Origin of the sequence: Nitrososphaera sp. AFS (assembly GCF_009898475.1) — an archaeon.
Classification (GTDB): Archaea; Thermoproteota; Nitrososphaeria; order Nitrososphaerales; family Nitrososphaeraceae; genus Nitrosopolaris.
This window is the reverse complement of record NZ_QURE01000008.1, coordinates 11,221-26,127: the sequence shown is the minus strand read 5'-3', so window position 1 is coordinate 26,127 and position 14,907 is coordinate 11,221. Positions and strand designations below refer to the sequence as shown.

Genomic DNA, 14,907 nt, shown 5'->3' with positions numbered 1-14,907 from the left:
TTCCCACTCTTGATTAGCTGTATCGTTGTAGTTCAGGAGCGATCTTAACTATTTCGTTATGAATATCCGTAGACAATCTGTCTAATTTCTTCATCCCTTCATCGGTCATCATACGTCCCTCTTTTTTCTTGGAAATGTAACCTGCTGCCTCTAATTGTTGCAACGCTTTCCGAATTATAGCTCCGCCTGCATCTCTGTGATGGTCCAGATTATACCCGATTCGTTTTCTTCCTCCATAATCTCTCTTTAAATCACCTACTCCCTCTGGCCCATGAAGGTAAACTTTTCTCAAGATTGATGCACATCTTGTATACCACCAGTCCTTTGCCTGAGGGACTTTTTCAGCATGAGATCCGGTTTTTACATATGCAGCCCAGAGTGGGGGCTGGATCTTCTTATCATTCCGAAGCTGATCGGCTAATCTGTTTATCAATTCGGTAGCTGGTATATCATAAACCTTAGCCATTGCAATTACTAGATATCCACGCCTTAGTTCCCTTATAAATCCTTATTCGTGGCTTTAGAGCCTTGAAGAATTTTTCTATAGGTATGTCCACACATTATACATGTAATCCTTATACTCTTTGTATTAGTTCCTCCCACTCTTACCCTAGAACTTTTTCCAGGGATAATGAATTTTTTGCATTTCTTACAGTACAATTGCCGGGCATCATAATCCATTCTTACACGTGATCGCATAGCAATTTTTTTGGCAAGTTGTGCTTGCTTATCGGCAAATATTTCACTGGTATGTGCTGATTCGAGAGCATTGCATATGAGAATCCGGATCCTTTCTAGAGCAAGTTCCTTGGCAGCTTCTCCCGGCATAAGTGCCATCACTGTTATGTCGGCATATAATAATTTTTAATTGCCTCGGCATAGGTACCTGGACGATTGCGGTCATAAGAAGATCCATAGGGCGATTCACGGTGATACTTTAGCAAGATAATTACGATGTTCTAATCCTGAATTTTGAAGATTTGTTTTGTAAATAGTTAAGATGTTGATAGGTGAATTAAGTTTACTACAATTACCATGGTTCAGAAGGAAAACTGTAATTACGTTGGAAGACTATTTGTAATAAGTACGATGACTAACTTTGCTCAACTGGAAGAATTGGCAAAAGAATATGCACAATTAAAGATTCAAAAAGAAGACAATGAACAAGCAAAGCGTAACCAAAAATTGGAAGCGCTAGCCTTAAACATTATTGATAATTTCTCAAAGCAGAATTTTCAATTTCCACTAGAGGCGAATGTGATATCAAGTAACGGGAAGACAACATATATTTATAAGAATAACTCCACATTCAAAAATCTCTTCGAATTTCTTTCTGATGTACTGCACCTACCGATCCCAATCCTGGTAGGGAGTGCAAAGTTTGGGCCTGGAGAAATCTTAGTAAATGTGCAGGATAAAAAGGCTTCTCTCAGGGAACTAAATAATTGCATTAGTGAACTCAGAAAATTGCTTCTTGCCAAGAAGAGTCAAATATCTTCGCAATTCATGTAAGTGATTCGTGACTCGAAGTGAGCCACGTTTGATTGCCTGAGGTAGGAACTAGAATTGCAAATGTTAATATGGAATCACCATCTCGTGAAAAGTAATTTGGCATCATGATTAAGGTTCTTATGCTGCCAGCACTATCCGGGATGTGTTCTAATTCAGATGAACCATTAGATAGTCTTCTTATAAGCGTCTGGACAGTGCGTCTATAATGTTCAATGACCCAAATATAGCGTGCTTACATCTACCTTACGTCCTAACTTGGTAGCTCCGGTAACTCTTATAATCGCGGATGCGTCTTTAGAGACGATCCCTAAATCAATAGTGGGGCATAAATCGGTAGTGAGACATGCCCAACGAATCGGAAAAAAACCCTCTGAGATGCTATTGGATAGAAGCTATCATCATTCTGCGATGGTATCAGGAAGACTTGCGGATGCTTGGAAACGAGGTCGACCAGATATTGTTCATTTCGCTTTAGCAGAGGCGTTTTCCACGCCGCTATACTTGAGGAACAAGCTAGATGTTTGCCTCTATACAATCAATAATAAACTAATCCTGACTAGCTCCGATTTGAGGATTCCAAAATCATATTTTCGTTTCGAGGGACTGATGATGAAGCTATTCAAAGACGGGTCAATAAGGAGTGAATTAGACAATAAACTTCTATTTGAACTCCTCAACGACGTATCCTTTGGCTATTTGCTAAAAAATATTATACAAAGCCATAAGTCGATTGGCTTTTCTAGCCTTGGTGTAGCAAGTACCGCACAAGAAATTGTTTCTAAATACGTAAATCCGTCCATGGAAAATAGGTGTGCGATTATAATTGGAGGCTTTCCAAAGGGCCACTTCTCTGAGAATGTACTAAAGTATCTGGATATCTTGTACTCGATTGGAGAATTGCCCCTTGAAGCACATGTAGTTGTCGCGAGGGTACTTTATGAGTGTGAGAAATTACTATTATTCGAACAGTAAATTATTGTTTAGTTGGGTTTTGTCTGCTGATGTATTTAGATTCTGATTCGGCAAGATCTGTAATATCCGGTCTTAAAGTGAGGAACTATTCTTTAATGCTTCATCTGAATAAAGAATCCATAATGAGCCCGATGAAAAGAGCAGCCAAATAAGGACTGGTTGCTTTGAACACTACCCAAGATACTCTATTACTAGGCTTCAGCAAAAGCCAAAAAGATAATGCAAGCATAATTATGCCCGAGATGCTAGCGGTGACCAAATATATAATACCAAAATGGTCAAAGTACGGGAGCAAGCTGAACAATACCATCATTAAAGTTGTTATCGCTATTATCCTGATTGACTTTCTTTCTCCAGATATTACCGGTAGCATAGGCACGCCTGCCTTTTTATAATCATCTCTCACATGCAATGCAAGGCTCCATATATGAGTCGGAATCCACAGGAAAACTAAGCCAGCCATCACCAAACCGATTTCTATATTTTGCGTTGTCACAGCGACATAACCAATCATGGCTGGTACAGCACCTGAAAAGCCTCCCAAGAGTATATTACTTTGGCTTGTCCTTTTCAGCCATTTGCTGTAGACTATTATGTTGTCAAATAGACCAAAGCACATCAGCGCAAAAACCCAGACATTGATAAGCCATGCAAATAGTAAGGAAATTGCAGCTAGGATCAACCCAAAAACCAAAGCATTCTGAGGGGAAATTCTACCTGAGGGTATAGGTCTTCGCTTGGTTCTTTCCATAACTGCGTCTATATCTCGGTCATTGTAGCCAGTGAGTGTATCTGCTGCAGCCGAACCAGATGCTACACCAGCAATTAGTAATGCCCATGTCGTGGGGGTAATGACTACATGGGACAGGAGAGAGGCAGTAAGCGCTCCTGCGAATGCCGTAAAAACGAGTAAGTACCAAATCTTTGGTTTGGTCAGCTCGTAGTAATTCTTGAGGCTATAGCTCGCACCCATTTGAGGGAGCAAAGTACCCATATTGATTTTTTTAACTATCCTGTTATAAAAGGCAATCACATCAGCGTTAAGTTGCGCCTGAGCCTCTACCGCTTACCAATCAACTATGCACTTGTGCAAAGCAGCGGCCAAGACTGGATCTGTCTTTTCATACCAACCGTTATAACCTGAGAATCTAACAAAATAATGTATATCCAAAGATAAGTTCAGCTAATATTGCTATGCCATGTTTTCAATGATCAACTTGCTTGGTGAAGCTAAATACATCTATTTCACAACTGAGGTAGGATATATTAATTCTCGTGCAGTCTTCCTCATTTCGATAAAGGTTTCAGTCTTTTGAACACCTTGGACTCGTCCCACTTTTTCAGAAATTAAGTGATGCATTTCATCGAGAGATTGCGCGGTCATCGTTACAAGTATGTCAAATCTTCCAGTCACTTCTGCAATTTCGCGAACTTCTGGAATTTGAAACAGCTCGTTTAATACATTGTCTCTCATTCGAGAGTCCATATTAATTCCTGTGAGTGCTTTGACGTTAAAACCTAATGCTTCGTCATTAACCACTATCGTGAACTTTTTTATAAGACCTCTTTTTATAAGCCGTTTTATTCTGCTATACACTACTGAGGCATTAACGTTTATTTTCTTTGATAACTTTGGTACAGAAATGCTCGCATCTGTAGCAAGCTCGCCCAGAATTCTGAGATCCAAATCATCAGTCTTTGCCATATAATTTCATATTTATATGACCAGCGCGACTAATAAATGTATTAATTTCAAACTTGCGGGGGTTTTTTAGAATAATATGCTCGCTCAGAGAATTTTTCTTTCTTTTAGAGATTCAGCTAGCAAAACAGCGCCCTTAGCAGAACCTATTTTCTCGTTGTGTGACATCAGAACATATTTTATTCCATTTTTGAAGACAGTATCCTTTCGCAATCTGCCTACAACAGTGGTCATGCCATCATTAACCTCTCTATCTATCCTTGGTTGAGGCCTGGTCGGATCGTCATGAACAATTATAAAGTCTCTTGGAGACGTAGGCAATTTTTTATCTGTTATGTTTTTTGAAAATTTTAGCATCTCAGCCTTTACCTCTTCTGGTTCACAGTATTCATCGGTTCCAACAAATACAGCTTCAGTGTGACCGTCGAGAACTGGCACGCGAGTACATGTACAACTTACTCCAAACGCAGCTGGGGTTATTGAGTTGGAGTTCATATGACCCAAAATCTTCTTTGATTCAATCTGGACCTTTTCTTCCTCTTTGGGTATATATGGAATAACATTGTCCATAATATCTAAGGCAATCACACCAGGAGACCTTCCTGCGCCAGATAATGCTTGGAGTGAAGTCATGAAGACATTGTTGACTCCAAACCTATCCATTAAGGGTTTTAGCGTGATTACAAGTCCAGTTGTAGTGCAGTTCGGTAATGGCGCAATGAAGCCTTGCCAGCCTCTCTTCTTGCTCTGCAAGCCAAGTAATTCCGAATGTTCGTCGTTAATTCCAGGAATTAGGATAGGAACGTCATCTTCATATCGAAACGCAGCAGCTGTGCTTATAACTGGCACCGATCTCCCAAATCGGGGCTCGATTAATTGGGCATCTTCTGACTCCAAAGCAGTAAATACAATATCGAATTTTTTTGGGTTTAAATCTTCGACTTTGCTCAGAATCATCTCGCTTACGTATTCTGGGAGAATTTCCTTACTATGCCATCGTAGAATCCCAGATTTTGGATCGCGTATCGCGTCGACATAAGTTTTGCCGGCAGAACGCTCAGACGATGCCATATTTGTTAACTCAAACCATGGGTGTTTGTCTAGTGCGAGAACGAATTGCTGTCCAACAGCGCCCGTGGCTCCAATCAGAGCAACTTTTAGCATACTCGACGGTTACTTCAAATCACTTAATAATCGTTTTCTGAAAATTTAGAGTTTCTGGAAGTTGACTTTTTTCTGCTCAGCAATAAGATTTATTGCTAACTGAAATCATAATAAATGGAAGGGTTGAACCTGATTTGAAAAATTGTGATAGCCTTAAACGGCTGCTCTCATGGAGGAATATATTCAGTCCATCCAAACAAGGTAAAAGTGGACTTTAGTTCAAATGTAAACCCTTTAGGAATCTCGAAGACTGTTTTAAAAACAATTCAAGAAAATATGTATTCGCTATCTTGTACTTATCCAGATCCTGAGTGTAATGAGTTGAAACAAAGTCTGTCTGATTATCTTAAAATCCACCCCGATTGCATTAACATAGGAAACGGTGCTACAGAACTAATCCATACCTTTGCGAGAATTTTTGCAGCAAATAGAGTTGTAGTTCCCAGCCCCACTTTCTGTGAGTACGAACTTGCATGCAGGCGTGTAGGCGCTAAAATTGTTGCAGTACCACTTAAGAAAATGAGGCTTGATCCGGATCAACTTATAGAAAAGGCCAAAGGATGTGACGCGTTATTTTTATGCAACCCGAATAATCCTACAGGACTACTGTATAGGACGTCACTGAAAAAAATCATTAATCATCTAGATAGTTCAACGAAAATTCTAGTAGATGAGAGTTTCATAGAATTTGTCAATGAATCGGATCGACATACGATGATTAAGTACATAAACGAATTCGACAATTTGGTGATTTTAAGATCTCTTACTAAGTCATTTGGGTTAGCGGGACTTAGGCTTGGGTATAGTGTTTCTTGTCCTAAACTAGCAAAGAAGCTGAGCAAGTATCGAATATCTTGGAATGTTAACGGGATAGCGCAGAGAGCTGGTATCACAGCACTTGAGAATCCACAACATTTAACTTCAGCACGGGCGATTATAGAAAAAGAACGTGAGTTTATGCATATTGGCATTAAAAAGCGGACGCAAAATTTTTCCCCTCTTAAATCTGACGCGAATTATTTCTTGATACGTTTATCAAAGAACAAATCTTCGACTGAAGTCAGAGATCTTCTCCTAGTCAATGATGGAATTCTAGTGAGAGATTGCAGCACCTTCATTGGTTTGGGTTCAAAATACATCAGAGTGGCAATCAAGACTCACAAGGAGAACCTGATCTTGATGAATGCACTGGAGGCAATAGACAATTGAAAGCGAAAATCTTGATGATCCAAGGAACCTCATCGGGAGCAGGTAAAAGTACAATAACTACTGGATTATGCAGGATACTTTCAGATCTTGGATATCGAGTTGTGCCATTTAAGGCCCAAAATATGTCTTCAGATGTCCATCGCATCAAATCTAATAGTAAATTCCAAGAGATAGCTCTAGCCCAAGCGATTCAAGCTAAAGCGTGTAGAATTAGACCAAACATAAAAATGAATCCTATTCTGTTAAAACCACAAGGCAACTACCGAAGTAGGGTTATGTTGAATGGATACTTTCATTCTGAATTAAATGTCAAACAATATTATGGAACATTCGTGCTGCAAAAGGGCTTCCCTGCAGCAATTAAAGCGCTAGAGAACCTTAGAAAGGAGAATGATGTAGTTGTTATTGAAGGGGCCGGTTCCCCCGCGGAGGTTAACATTTCAAAGTACGATATATCTAATATGCTGCTTGCCAATAGAGTTAAGGCTCCAATAATTCTTGTTGCTGACATAGAAAGAGGGGGATGTTTTGCAGCACTTGTTGGTACAATGCGACTCCTTGCCCCCGGAGATCGAAAATTAGTGAAAGGTTTTTTGATCAACAAATTTCGAGGTGATGTAACCATCCTAAATGCAGCCGTAAATCGTGTAGAGAGGATTACAAGAAAAAAGATCCTCGGTATAATACCGAAGATACAAATCCGACTACCCCAAGAAGATTCGCTTGATAATCACTTGGGGCCAAAAATTCCTCCTGCAAAATGGAACAAAGAGATTGATTCGATAGCAAATTCAATAAGGAGTGAAATCCATGTGAGGGAGATAGTAGAGGATATCATTGGCCTAGATAGAAGATGATGAACACTGACTTTGAATGGCTTGTATTCGGGCTAATGGGGGGAGTTTTAATAGATGTAATTTTTGGGGATCCATCAAATAAATATCATCCTGTGTCGTGGTCGGGAATTACGATTGGATTTTTTATCAAGAGATCAAAGAATAGCGAGTTGGGCCTAAAATATGAAAAATTTCTGGGCGCTGTATTTACCATAGTTTTCGTCATGTTAACTTGGCTCTCGACCCAAACTCTGGTCTATATACTTCTTCATCTTTTTGGTATCGTAGCTGCTACAATTGCAGGAGCCATGATATTGAAAGTAACTATTGCTATAAAAGGTATGGAAAAACATGTGTTAAAGATTGTGAATGCCTTACAAACAGATGATATTGTGGCTGCGCGGCGCAACCTATCTTTGATAGTGGGAAGGGATACACTTGGACTTGATAGACAGTTTATTTTGTCTGCTACAATAGAATGTATAGGGGAGAGCACGGTTGACGGTATAATAGGCCCCTTATTCTTTTTTTCATTATTAGGACCAGCAGGTTCTTTTGCATACAGAATAGTTAATACTCTTGATTCGATGTTAGGTTATACTACACACTACTACAAGAATATTGGCTGGATGTCAGCTTGGCTTGACACAGCCGTTAACTATGTTCCAGCCAGAATTACATCCTATTTGATCGTAGTCTCCTCCTTGATCACAAGAGCCGATTGGAAGCAGTCTATCAAAATTTTATGTAAGGATCACAAAAATACTGTAAGCTACAATGCCGGATACCCGATGGCAGCTATGGCTGGAGCCCTTCGAATTAAACTTGAAAAGATTGACTACTATTCTCTAGGTGAAAATCGTGAACCTCTATCTATCGAGAAATGTTGGATGGCTCTTTTCATAATGAAGGTGACGACTATATTTTTCCTAGTTGTTCTGTCAGTTCCTGTGATATTGATTTTGTACCTTGTTGGTTGGTGGAAATTACTATTTGGGATTTAAGACCATCCAAGCGGTATTATCTTTTTTGACGATAATACCTACCTCGATTGATTCAAAATCGTTCAATCTGAAATATGTTGCTGACTTTATGTACATTTTTCCTCTGGTTGGTGCAATAATTGGAACTTTAGTGGGGATGCTCGCCTGCTTACTTTCACTCACTGTAAGTTCATTTCTTTTGGGAGTGCTAACAACTGCTGTACTAGTTGTGATAACAGGGGGAAATCACACCGATGCACTGGCTGATTTTGCGGACGGGCTAATGACAAAAGGAGGCAGAGAGGCAAAACATCGCACGATGCTTGAGCCCTCTGTAGGATCTGCTGGAACTGTATCAATCGTCCTTTATGTAGCAGGGATGGTAGCAACTCTATCCAGTTTCCATAATGATTCAACTAAACTGCTGACTAGCATTATTCTGGCAGAAGCAAGTGCGAAATATGTGATGGTACTGCAAGCTCACATTGGTACATCTGCATGGGTTGGATTAAGTTCTCCTTTTACTGAGAGTATGAAAGATCGAAGGAAATTCTTGGCCTCCACAGGCATAATGATTCTTATTCTATTTATTACAGGTGTGGGATACGTTGGAATTATGTCCCTGACTGTCTCTTTGGTGGTCGGAATAGTGCTTCTGTATATTTCCAAAAAGAGCTTTGGAGGTATTACAGGAGATGTTATGGGTGCATCCAATGAACTTGCCCGGCTTTCGTCTTTAGTGATTTTGTCTTCTGGAACTATTTGATGAGATATTGCTATGATATCTGTTCTAATGTGCGGAGGTAAAGGTACCAGGATGTATGATGCTACTGGAGTTGAAAAGCCGCTACAAAAGGTTAAAGAGAGTACTTTGATTGAGAGAGTGCTACATGCACTAATGAGCTCACGTATGTTTGAAAAAATAGTAGCTATCACTAGTGTTAACACGCCAAGGACAACTTCATTTATCCATGATCTTTCTTACACTTATACTGAGATAGAAGTAATGGAGACGGCGGGACACGGTTTTTCACGGGATCTTTCTGCTGCAGTGTCTTGCTTCAAACCAGCCAGAGCCTTCATAGTTCCTGCAGATCTTCCGCTGCTAAATGCGAAAACTGTTCAATGCATAATCGCAAGATGTCCTGCCAGCAGACCTTGTGTATCAATATTGCTAGAAAAGTCCTTTGTAGAAAAGCTTGGTATAACGGCCAGTGTGGTAGTTCGTTCGCTAGGTCGCACGCTTTACTGTCACTCTGGTATCTCTGTCATAGATTCTTCTAAACTTGAGGCAGGCTTTAACTTGATAGAGCATTATGTTGTAATGAATGAGATCGAAATTGCATTTAACGTTAATACGAAAAGAGAATTGGGACTTTCAGAACACATCATAGATAATGGCGGCCCTAATCAAGGATATTTAGGACCTTTGCATTAATATTCGCTTTTCCACCTGTTTTCCTTGCAAGTGCATGACCGCAAGCCTTGCAATCGACATCTTTTGTAGTATAGGTGAAGATAACCCTTTTCTCCCCACATTCATTACACTGGACAGAAACAAAATTACTACGTGGTTTTGGAATCATTATATTTCTCTTAGACATGGAACTCATAGTTTTATGGTTGTATTTCGAGCTTTCGCAAGCGAATGCCTTCCTTCATCGTCTGCTTGTGACAGGTCTTGCAAGTGTATTTGAGAGTAATCTTCTTTGTCGTCTTTGCAGTTCTTTTAAGTTCAGGGAATTTTTGTCCTCCATATCCTCGCTTGTCTTCCGCGTGTCTGCGCGCACCTTGAGCACCTGCTCTGTCCTTGCCCTTTTTGTATATAGAGGCTGTCTGAACCGTGTGGGTCTTGCATTTAGAACAGAATTTTTTCTGCTCCTTTTGCATCTTCATTCTATAGACTTTTATTCTGGGGTAATTTAAGGAAAGCGTCCAAAGGATGACGTAGAACCTTGCAAGAGCAATTATTGACCGTGCATCATATGATCGTTTGACCATTTTGAATTTGCAGAACCTCCAAAATGCCATGAGGTTGAACCGCTCAAGTAATGTGTTTATCTGGGTGATCGAAACTAGACTTCACTTATGGAGATTGATTCATCCATATCTTCTAATTGTGCATCTAGGGTCACTATCACCAAACACAGTAGAAGCTGTCTGTCAATTTAGATATAAATCAGCTGAAATACTAATCGAAAAGTAAAATATTGGCCAGAAATTGAAATAAAACATTCTCATGGAACAGACAAAAAATGTGCAATTTGAAGTCAGGGAAATATCAGAAGCAGATTTAAAAAAAGGTTTTCTCGAAACCCTGTCGAATTTGGCTGAAATCGGAATGATAAAGAATGAACAAGAAAATGCAAAGGAAGTCCTTCAGCGAGTAATGTCTTCTCCGTTCTACAAGATTTTCGTAGCGGCTAAAACGGACGGAGAAATTATTGGCTCTATTACTTTGTTAATCGAACAAAAATTTATACACAACGGTGGTAAGGTTGGTCATATCGAAGATGTTGTTACAAAAAACGGATATGAAGGGATGGGTGTCGGCCGAGCAATTGTTGCCAAAGCCTTGGCTTTTGCTGCAGAAATGAAATGCTATAAAGTAATTCTTGACTGCTCAGAAAATAATGCCCAATTTTATAGGAGGGTGGGCTTCAAGGAACATGGCCTTTCAATGAGGCATGACCTGTCATGATCAGAGACGTAGTAAGGTGAGAGAATTATCAGCATTGCCCTCAAAATTTACTTTAAAATGTAATTTCTTGATAATAAGTTGATTTATGCATCCATCCATCCGCTCACTTATCCATCCGTATCGATTTCCATATATATGTAGGCATATGCTTTTCTATATACTCTAAGTGAACTGAGTCTGTAGTAAACGATTTTTGAGAATAAACAATATAGCAATGCGACAGAAATTTGCGGCCTTAGTGACATCTCTTTCGTGGAGTAAGCTTGGCAGGAGTGCAGAAATAGAAGTTGCAATCCTGTTAGCGCTTTTTGGATGGAATGTTAGGCTATCGCCGGGAAGCAGAGGACCAGCCGATTTGTTTGCTCAGAGAAAATCGGAGAAATGGCTAATACAGGTAAAATCAAGCGGAAATTTTGGAAGACTAAAAGGTTTAGAGCTTAAGAAATTAAAAGCCCTGGCCAAAAGAACAGATGGTCTTCCGGTTATAGCATTGGTGCAACCTCGAGCGTCCGCGATGACGGAAAATGGGAAAATGATTCGTAGCGATGACACTAAAAAAAATACTGCTAAAGATTTTGCAAAAATAGAGGAGACCACAAGGTTGTCAGCATCGCTTGGTATATTTTTCCATTCTCTGGTGGATTGGACAGTTAAACAGCCATTTTGATGTTATACTCTAAAAATCCCTAACTTGGCCTAATTGAGAGCACATCCAACTAAGGTGTACAAATTGGTCTTAGTATACTTTCGTGAGCTGGCCCTTGTGTTTAGTTATCCACGAAGTATTTTACACGTTCCTTTTTGAATTCCCGTAAACTGAACAATATTTTGTATTCTTTGATACCGATGCTATCAGACATATGATCAGCCATTTCCTCTGCAGATTCGATAGCGCGTGCATGAATCATACTGAATAGATTGAATGGCCAGTCTGAATAAACTGGCCTTTGATAACAATGACTCACTTGAGGAAAGGCAGCTAACTTGTAACCTATCTCATCGATTTTTGAATTCGGTACCTTCCATACTACCATCCCATTGGCAGCGAAGCCTGCATCTCGATGACGCAAAATTGCTGCGAATCTTCTCATTACACCCAGTTCCTCGTACTCCTTTGCCTTTGCAAAAAGTTGAGATGTAGTTATCCCCAAGTTCATAGCCATGTCCTTAAAGGGTTCTTGTACAATTTTCAGCTCCTTTTGGAGCTCTCGGATAAAATCTTTATCTCGATTGCTAAGAGAAAATTTTTGCGTATTCAAAGCCTTCACCTCATCAGTGGGAGTTGGGTTCTTGTTGTCTTCATTGACCATATCTAGCCTAACTCCTATTTTGAAGACCTTCAGCGTCGGAAGAACTCGATATTTCTTGACTCCATCTATCGAAGCGAATCGTTCTAATTCTGATTTTATTTCGGCATCAGGGGGAACAGCAAGGGTAAACCACATATTAAATTCGTGATTTCTCTCGTAATTGTGGCTAACGCCGGGATGTTTGTTAATTTCTTGAGCGACATGATTAAGTTTATCAACTTCTGCCTCAAGAGCAACCAGAGCGCTCTTGTAACCAAGTCGTCTTGTATCAAAAATCGCATTGATTTGTCTAATTAAGCCGATCTGGCTCAAGCGTGATATTCTTCTCATAACTTCCTCTTCAGAAATATTATGCTGCTTTGAAATTTCATAGAATGGTCTATCGGCCAAGGGGAAGACCCACTGAATTTCGTTTAAAAGCTGCTTGTCTATAGAATCGATTTGATGCGCCTGAGTTTGCTTTGGTACCAAAAGCAGTCGTTTTGCTTGTTCATCTATTAAAAACCTATCCTCTTATATGTGCAAGAATAGGAGGGACACTTCGGTATGGTAAGCAGACAATAGCTTAAAACTACTCAAGTTCGCATTCATACGACAGCTTGGATGCCAAAATTGTTATCATAGATTTCTCTAATTTCCGATATCTCATTCTCAGCAAGATAATTTCCGTCTGACATTTCAACGAATCTCTCCAACTCTTCTAGATCAGAGATGGTTGGGAGTACGACTGATACTTCTTTTTGAGACAAAATGAATTTTATTGCAAGCTGTGCCATATCCCAATTGTGAGCGTCAGCGAATGGTCGGATTTTTTCTACCTTTTGCAACGCTTCGGCAATCCATTCTTTCTTCCTAGTACTCCTATGATCATTCTTGTCAAAAACTGTTTTCTCATTTACCTTGCCAGTCAAGACACCGGAAGCGTCAGGGACCCTAACTAGAATACCTACTTGATTCTTTTTCGCGAATTCAAAAAAAATTCTCCCAGGATCCTGTTCTAGAACGTTATATACGGTTTGCAGGCATGTAATGTTTCTGTGCTTCATTGCAGATATGCCTTCGTCCTTCCATCCGATTGCCGGACCCAAAGCCACACCGTGGCTTCTAATTTTACCATTTTTTACTAAATTGTCTAGGGTTGCGAAAAGTCGGTCATTTTCAACTGCCTCCATCTTGGGATTGTGTTGACTATATACATCGATGTAGTCTGTTTGTAGCCTTTGCAAGCTCTGTTCTAACGCAAATTCGAGATATTGAGGATCGTTATGTTTCTGCGGTATTTCGCTATGGCCAATTTGTCTGTTACTGTACATGTCGTAACCCCATTTTGTAGAATATATGATTTCATCTTTATCGTGGGCGCTACCTGCGTTGTGCATCTCCTTGAATGCTTGGGCGACCAACTTTTCACTTTTGCCGCTTCCATACATATCAGCCATTTCAAAGAAATTAATTCCGAGATCGTAAGCGCGTTTCAGCATCTTGATTGCATATTCATCGTCAATCTTTTTATTTCCAGTCGTCCACCAATCTAAAGCTATGGTCCAAGTCCCAAATCCAATTTCACTTACTTTGATTCCGCTTTTGCCTAATCTTCGATATTTCATTTAGTCAAGCACCTGCCGAATGTTTGTTACAATTTCACTGAAGTCTGAATCATCTAATACTGGCTGGATGGGTCCTATTACCGAGTTCAATCGACCGGGAGTGTGTTGCATCTTATCGGTTGATGACGGTTCACATTCGGAATTGGATAGCGGAATGGGTATCCATGACTTGCACCCCGCGAATTCAGGCCTGTTCTCGATTTCAAGCGGCTTACTCAATTTATAAACCCGTAAAAGTATCACACTCATTGGTCTTTTGGGGTTATAGTTTAATCTAATGCTGACATAATGATCATTCCAAATGTGAAATTTTCTCAACTGCTGTAACACCCTTTCATCATTTGTCTCTCTAACCTCCACGGCTTTGGCATAAGCTGTTATAGTACTTCTATTATTCACCGGTCTGTTTATTGGTATATTATCGAGCTCATCTAAATAGTCATTTTGAAGATATTCTTTGGACTGATGCTCAAAAGTCGGATAAAGAAAAAAGTCATTATGCTTCACCTCGAACCCCTGTCGATATTCCATAATCCCCCCTTTACGGAGCAGAATTGTTTGCCGCCCTTTCTCTAACGCCTTACACACCACTGCCCATTCTTTGAGTGCTAGGGCTTTGGATGTTGCGGCTTCTAAGATCTCAGAGGAGTCCGCTGCTTGCCTTTTGATAGAAAAAGACATTTTTATTATCCTACGCTCCTAATTATGTCCTCAGCATCCTTGTGGACACCGACTATCATGGGTGTGTCCTTAATTACATATTTGCTCAGCCTGGTTTCACGCAGCTGAACTATCAGATCTTGAAAAATTATCAAATCATCTACTTCAAAAGCTAACATAAAATCTTGATCGTTGATGCCAAAAGAATAAGAAGTGTTTAATCTAACCTTGGGAAATTTCCTCCCTACGCA

At 39.9% G+C, this 14,907-nt stretch carries 21 protein-coding genes (1 of these 21 only partly in view); 9 read left to right on the top strand and 12 right to left on the bottom strand.

Translation table 11 applies throughout. From position 1 onward, the window contains the following. Positions 1 to 13: 13 nt before the first annotated feature. On the bottom strand, positions 14 to 466 hold the full coding sequence (locus tag DYY65_RS01850) for a 30S ribosomal protein S19e (protein ID WP_162476292.1): 453 nt from the start codon (positions 464 to 466) through the stop codon (positions 14 to 16). A gap of 32 nt (positions 467 to 498) precedes the next feature. Continuing rightward, complete coding sequence (locus DYY65_RS01845) at positions 499 to 828, bottom strand: ribonuclease P protein component 4 (RefSeq protein WP_162476291.1); 330 nt, start codon at positions 826 to 828, stop codon at positions 499 to 501. A gap of 207 nt (positions 829 to 1,035) precedes the next feature. Between DYY65_RS01845 and DYY65_RS01840 the strand changes: the two genes are divergently transcribed. Then, entirely contained in the window at positions 1,036 to 1,512 is a 477-nt protein-coding gene (locus DYY65_RS01840; protein ID WP_162476290.1) for a hypothetical protein, read from the top strand. A gap of 255 nt (positions 1,513 to 1,767) precedes the next feature. Continuing rightward, positions 1,768 to 2,484, top strand: coding sequence for a ribosome biogenesis protein (locus DYY65_RS01835; RefSeq protein ID WP_162476289.1), 717 nt, complete (start codon positions 1,768 to 1,770; stop codon positions 2,482 to 2,484). A gap of 100 nt (positions 2,485 to 2,584) precedes the next feature. Here DYY65_RS01835 and DYY65_RS01830 read toward each other — a convergent pair whose 3' ends face one another. From DYY65_RS01830 to asd, 3 genes are all read right to left on the bottom strand, one after another. Beyond that, entirely contained in the window at positions 2,585 to 3,478 is an 894-nt protein-coding gene (locus DYY65_RS01830; protein ID WP_236561604.1) for a heme o synthase, read from the bottom strand. 246 nt (positions 3,479 to 3,724) lie between these two features. Next, positions 3,725 to 4,189, bottom strand: a complete 465-nt coding sequence (locus DYY65_RS01825) for an Lrp/AsnC family transcriptional regulator (RefSeq protein ID WP_162476288.1) — start codon at positions 4,187 to 4,189, stop codon at positions 3,725 to 3,727. 84 nt (positions 4,190 to 4,273) lie between these two features. Beyond that, a complete protein-coding gene (gene asd, locus DYY65_RS01820; RefSeq protein WP_162476287.1) occupies positions 4,274 to 5,350 on the bottom strand; it encodes an aspartate-semialdehyde dehydrogenase in 1,077 nt (358 codons plus the stop codon). Between the two features lie 144 nt (positions 5,351 to 5,494). Here asd and DYY65_RS01815 point away from each other — a divergent pair, with 144 nt between their 5' ends. From DYY65_RS01815 to DYY65_RS01795, 5 genes are read left to right on the top strand one after another with little or no spacing between them, the layout of a single operon-like run. Next, positions 5,495 to 6,559, top strand: a complete 1,065-nt coding sequence (locus DYY65_RS01815; protein WP_162476286.1) for a pyridoxal phosphate-dependent aminotransferase — start codon at positions 5,495 to 5,497, stop codon at positions 6,557 to 6,559. Then, on the top strand, positions 6,556 to 7,416 hold the full coding sequence (locus tag DYY65_RS01810) for a cobyric acid synthase (RefSeq protein ID WP_236561603.1): 861 nt from the start codon (positions 6,556 to 6,558) through the stop codon (positions 7,414 to 7,416). The genes DYY65_RS01815 and DYY65_RS01810 overlap by 4 nt, the downstream gene beginning before the upstream one ends. Next, a complete protein-coding gene (locus DYY65_RS01805) occupies positions 7,413 to 8,399 on the top strand; it encodes a cobalamin biosynthesis protein (RefSeq protein WP_162476285.1) in 987 nt (328 codons plus the stop codon). Before DYY65_RS01810 ends, DYY65_RS01805 begins: the two co-directional genes overlap by 4 nt. After that, entirely contained in the window at positions 8,389 to 9,144 is a 756-nt protein-coding gene (gene cobS / locus DYY65_RS01800) for an adenosylcobinamide-GDP ribazoletransferase (protein ID WP_162476284.1), read from the top strand. Before DYY65_RS01805 ends, cobS begins: the two co-directional genes overlap by 11 nt. 12 nt (positions 9,145 to 9,156) lie before the next feature. Then, positions 9,157 to 9,816 (top strand): NTP transferase domain-containing protein, encoded by a 660-nt coding sequence (locus DYY65_RS01795; protein ID WP_162476283.1) that lies wholly within the window; start codon positions 9,157 to 9,159, stop codon positions 9,814 to 9,816. Here DYY65_RS01795 and DYY65_RS01790 read toward each other — a convergent pair. Both DYY65_RS01790 and DYY65_RS01785 read right to left on the bottom strand, forming a co-directional pair. Next, positions 9,785 to 9,964 (bottom strand): 30S ribosomal protein S27e, encoded by a 180-nt coding sequence (locus DYY65_RS01790; protein ID WP_236561602.1) that lies wholly within the window; start codon positions 9,962 to 9,964, stop codon positions 9,785 to 9,787. The genes DYY65_RS01795 and DYY65_RS01790 overlap by 32 nt on opposite strands. A 31-nt stretch (positions 9,965 to 9,995) precedes the next feature. Next, positions 9,996 to 10,379: a 50S ribosomal protein L44e gene (locus DYY65_RS01785; RefSeq protein ID WP_236561601.1), complete on the bottom strand. Its 384-nt coding sequence runs from the start codon at positions 10,377 to 10,379 to the stop codon at positions 9,996 to 9,998. Positions 10,380 to 10,617: 238 nt separating this feature from the next. Between DYY65_RS01785 and DYY65_RS01780 the strand changes: the two genes are divergently transcribed. Together DYY65_RS01780 and DYY65_RS01775 are read left to right on the top strand one after the other, a co-directional pair. After that, positions 10,618 to 11,079 carry a GNAT family N-acetyltransferase gene (locus DYY65_RS01780; protein WP_162476281.1) on the top strand — a complete coding sequence of 154 codons (462 nt, stop codon included), beginning with the start codon at positions 10,618 to 10,620 and terminating at the stop codon, positions 11,077 to 11,079. A 193-nt stretch (positions 11,080 to 11,272) separates the two neighbouring features. Further along, positions 11,273 to 11,746 carry a hypothetical protein gene (locus DYY65_RS01775; protein WP_162476280.1) on the top strand — a complete coding sequence of 158 codons (474 nt, stop codon included), beginning with the start codon at positions 11,273 to 11,275 and terminating at the stop codon, positions 11,744 to 11,746. A 100-nt stretch (positions 11,747 to 11,846) separates the two neighbouring features. Here the strand turns inward: DYY65_RS01775 and ahbA are convergent, their stop codons facing one another. The 5 genes from ahbA to DYY65_RS13135 all read right to left on the bottom strand — a co-directional run. After that, on the bottom strand, positions 11,847 to 12,830 hold the full coding sequence (gene ahbA / locus DYY65_RS01770; protein WP_370519269.1) for a siroheme decarboxylase subunit alpha: 984 nt from the start codon (positions 12,828 to 12,830) through the stop codon (positions 11,847 to 11,849). A 146-nt stretch (positions 12,831 to 12,976) separates the two neighbouring features. Next, entirely contained in the window at positions 12,977 to 13,996 is a 1,020-nt protein-coding gene (locus DYY65_RS01765; protein ID WP_162476278.1) for an aldo/keto reductase, read from the bottom strand. Further along, the gene (locus tag DYY65_RS01760) at positions 13,997 to 14,677 is read right to left on the bottom strand and encodes a DUF1802 family protein (protein ID WP_162476277.1); all 681 of its coding nucleotides are present in this window, start codon (positions 14,675 to 14,677) and stop codon (positions 13,997 to 13,999) included. Between the two features lie 5 nt (positions 14,678 to 14,682). Next, positions 14,683 to 14,853, bottom strand: a complete 171-nt coding sequence (locus DYY65_RS12685) for a chlorite dismutase family protein (RefSeq protein ID WP_370519268.1) — start codon at positions 14,851 to 14,853, stop codon at positions 14,683 to 14,685. Between the two features lie 47 nt (positions 14,854 to 14,900). Then, positions 14,901 to 14,907, bottom strand: partial view of a chlorite dismutase family protein gene (locus tag DYY65_RS13135; RefSeq protein WP_441338305.1) — the end only. Its footprint extends 305 nt past the window's final position; 7 of the gene's 312 nt are visible here — the last part of the coding sequence; the start codon falls outside the window, past its right edge; it ends in the stop codon at positions 14,901 to 14,903.

What these genes read in the sequence shown, in the direction of transcription:
- DYY65_RS01850 (WP_162476292.1), bottom strand. Translation starts at nt 466, where the DNA reads ATGGCTAAGGTTTATGATATACCAGCTACCGAATTGATAAACAGATTA.
- DYY65_RS01845 (WP_162476291.1), bottom strand. Translation starts at nt 828, where the DNA reads ATGCCGGGAGAAGCTGCCAAGGAACTTGCTCTAGAAAGGATCCGGATT.
- DYY65_RS01840 (WP_162476290.1), top strand. Translation starts at nt 1,036, where the DNA reads ATGGTTCAGAAGGAAAACTGTAATTACGTTGGAAGACTATTTGTAATA.
- DYY65_RS01830 (WP_236561604.1), bottom strand. Translation starts at nt 3,478, where the DNA reads ATGGGTACTTTGCTCCCTCAAATGGGTGCGAGCTATAGCCTCAAGAAT.
- DYY65_RS01825 (WP_162476288.1), bottom strand. Translation starts at nt 4,189, where the DNA reads ATGGCAAAGACTGATGATTTGGATCTCAGAATTCTGGGCGAGCTTGCT.
- asd (WP_162476287.1), bottom strand. Translation starts at nt 5,350, where the DNA reads ATGCTAAAAGTTGCTCTGATTGGAGCCACGGGCGCTGTTGGACAGCAA.
- DYY65_RS01805 (WP_162476285.1), top strand. Translation starts at nt 7,413, where the DNA reads ATGATGAACACTGACTTTGAATGGCTTGTATTCGGGCTAATGGGGGGA.
- DYY65_RS01795 (WP_162476283.1), top strand. Translation starts at nt 9,157, where the DNA reads ATGATATCTGTTCTAATGTGCGGAGGTAAAGGTACCAGGATGTATGAT.
- DYY65_RS01790 (WP_236561602.1), bottom strand. Translation starts at nt 9,964, where the DNA reads ATGATTCCAAAACCACGTAGTAATTTTGTTTCTGTCCAGTGTAATGAA.
- DYY65_RS01785 (WP_236561601.1), bottom strand. Translation starts at nt 10,379, where the DNA reads ATGGTCAAACGATCATATGATGCACGGTCAATAATTGCTCTTGCAAGG.
- DYY65_RS01780 (WP_162476281.1), top strand. Translation starts at nt 10,618, where the DNA reads ATGGAACAGACAAAAAATGTGCAATTTGAAGTCAGGGAAATATCAGAA.
- DYY65_RS01765 (WP_162476278.1), bottom strand. Translation starts at nt 13,996, where the DNA reads ATGAAATATCGAAGATTAGGCAAAAGCGGAATCAAAGTAAGTGAAATT.
- DYY65_RS01760 (WP_162476277.1), bottom strand. Translation starts at nt 14,677, where the DNA reads ATGTCTTTTTCTATCAAAAGGCAAGCAGCGGACTCCTCTGAGATCTTA.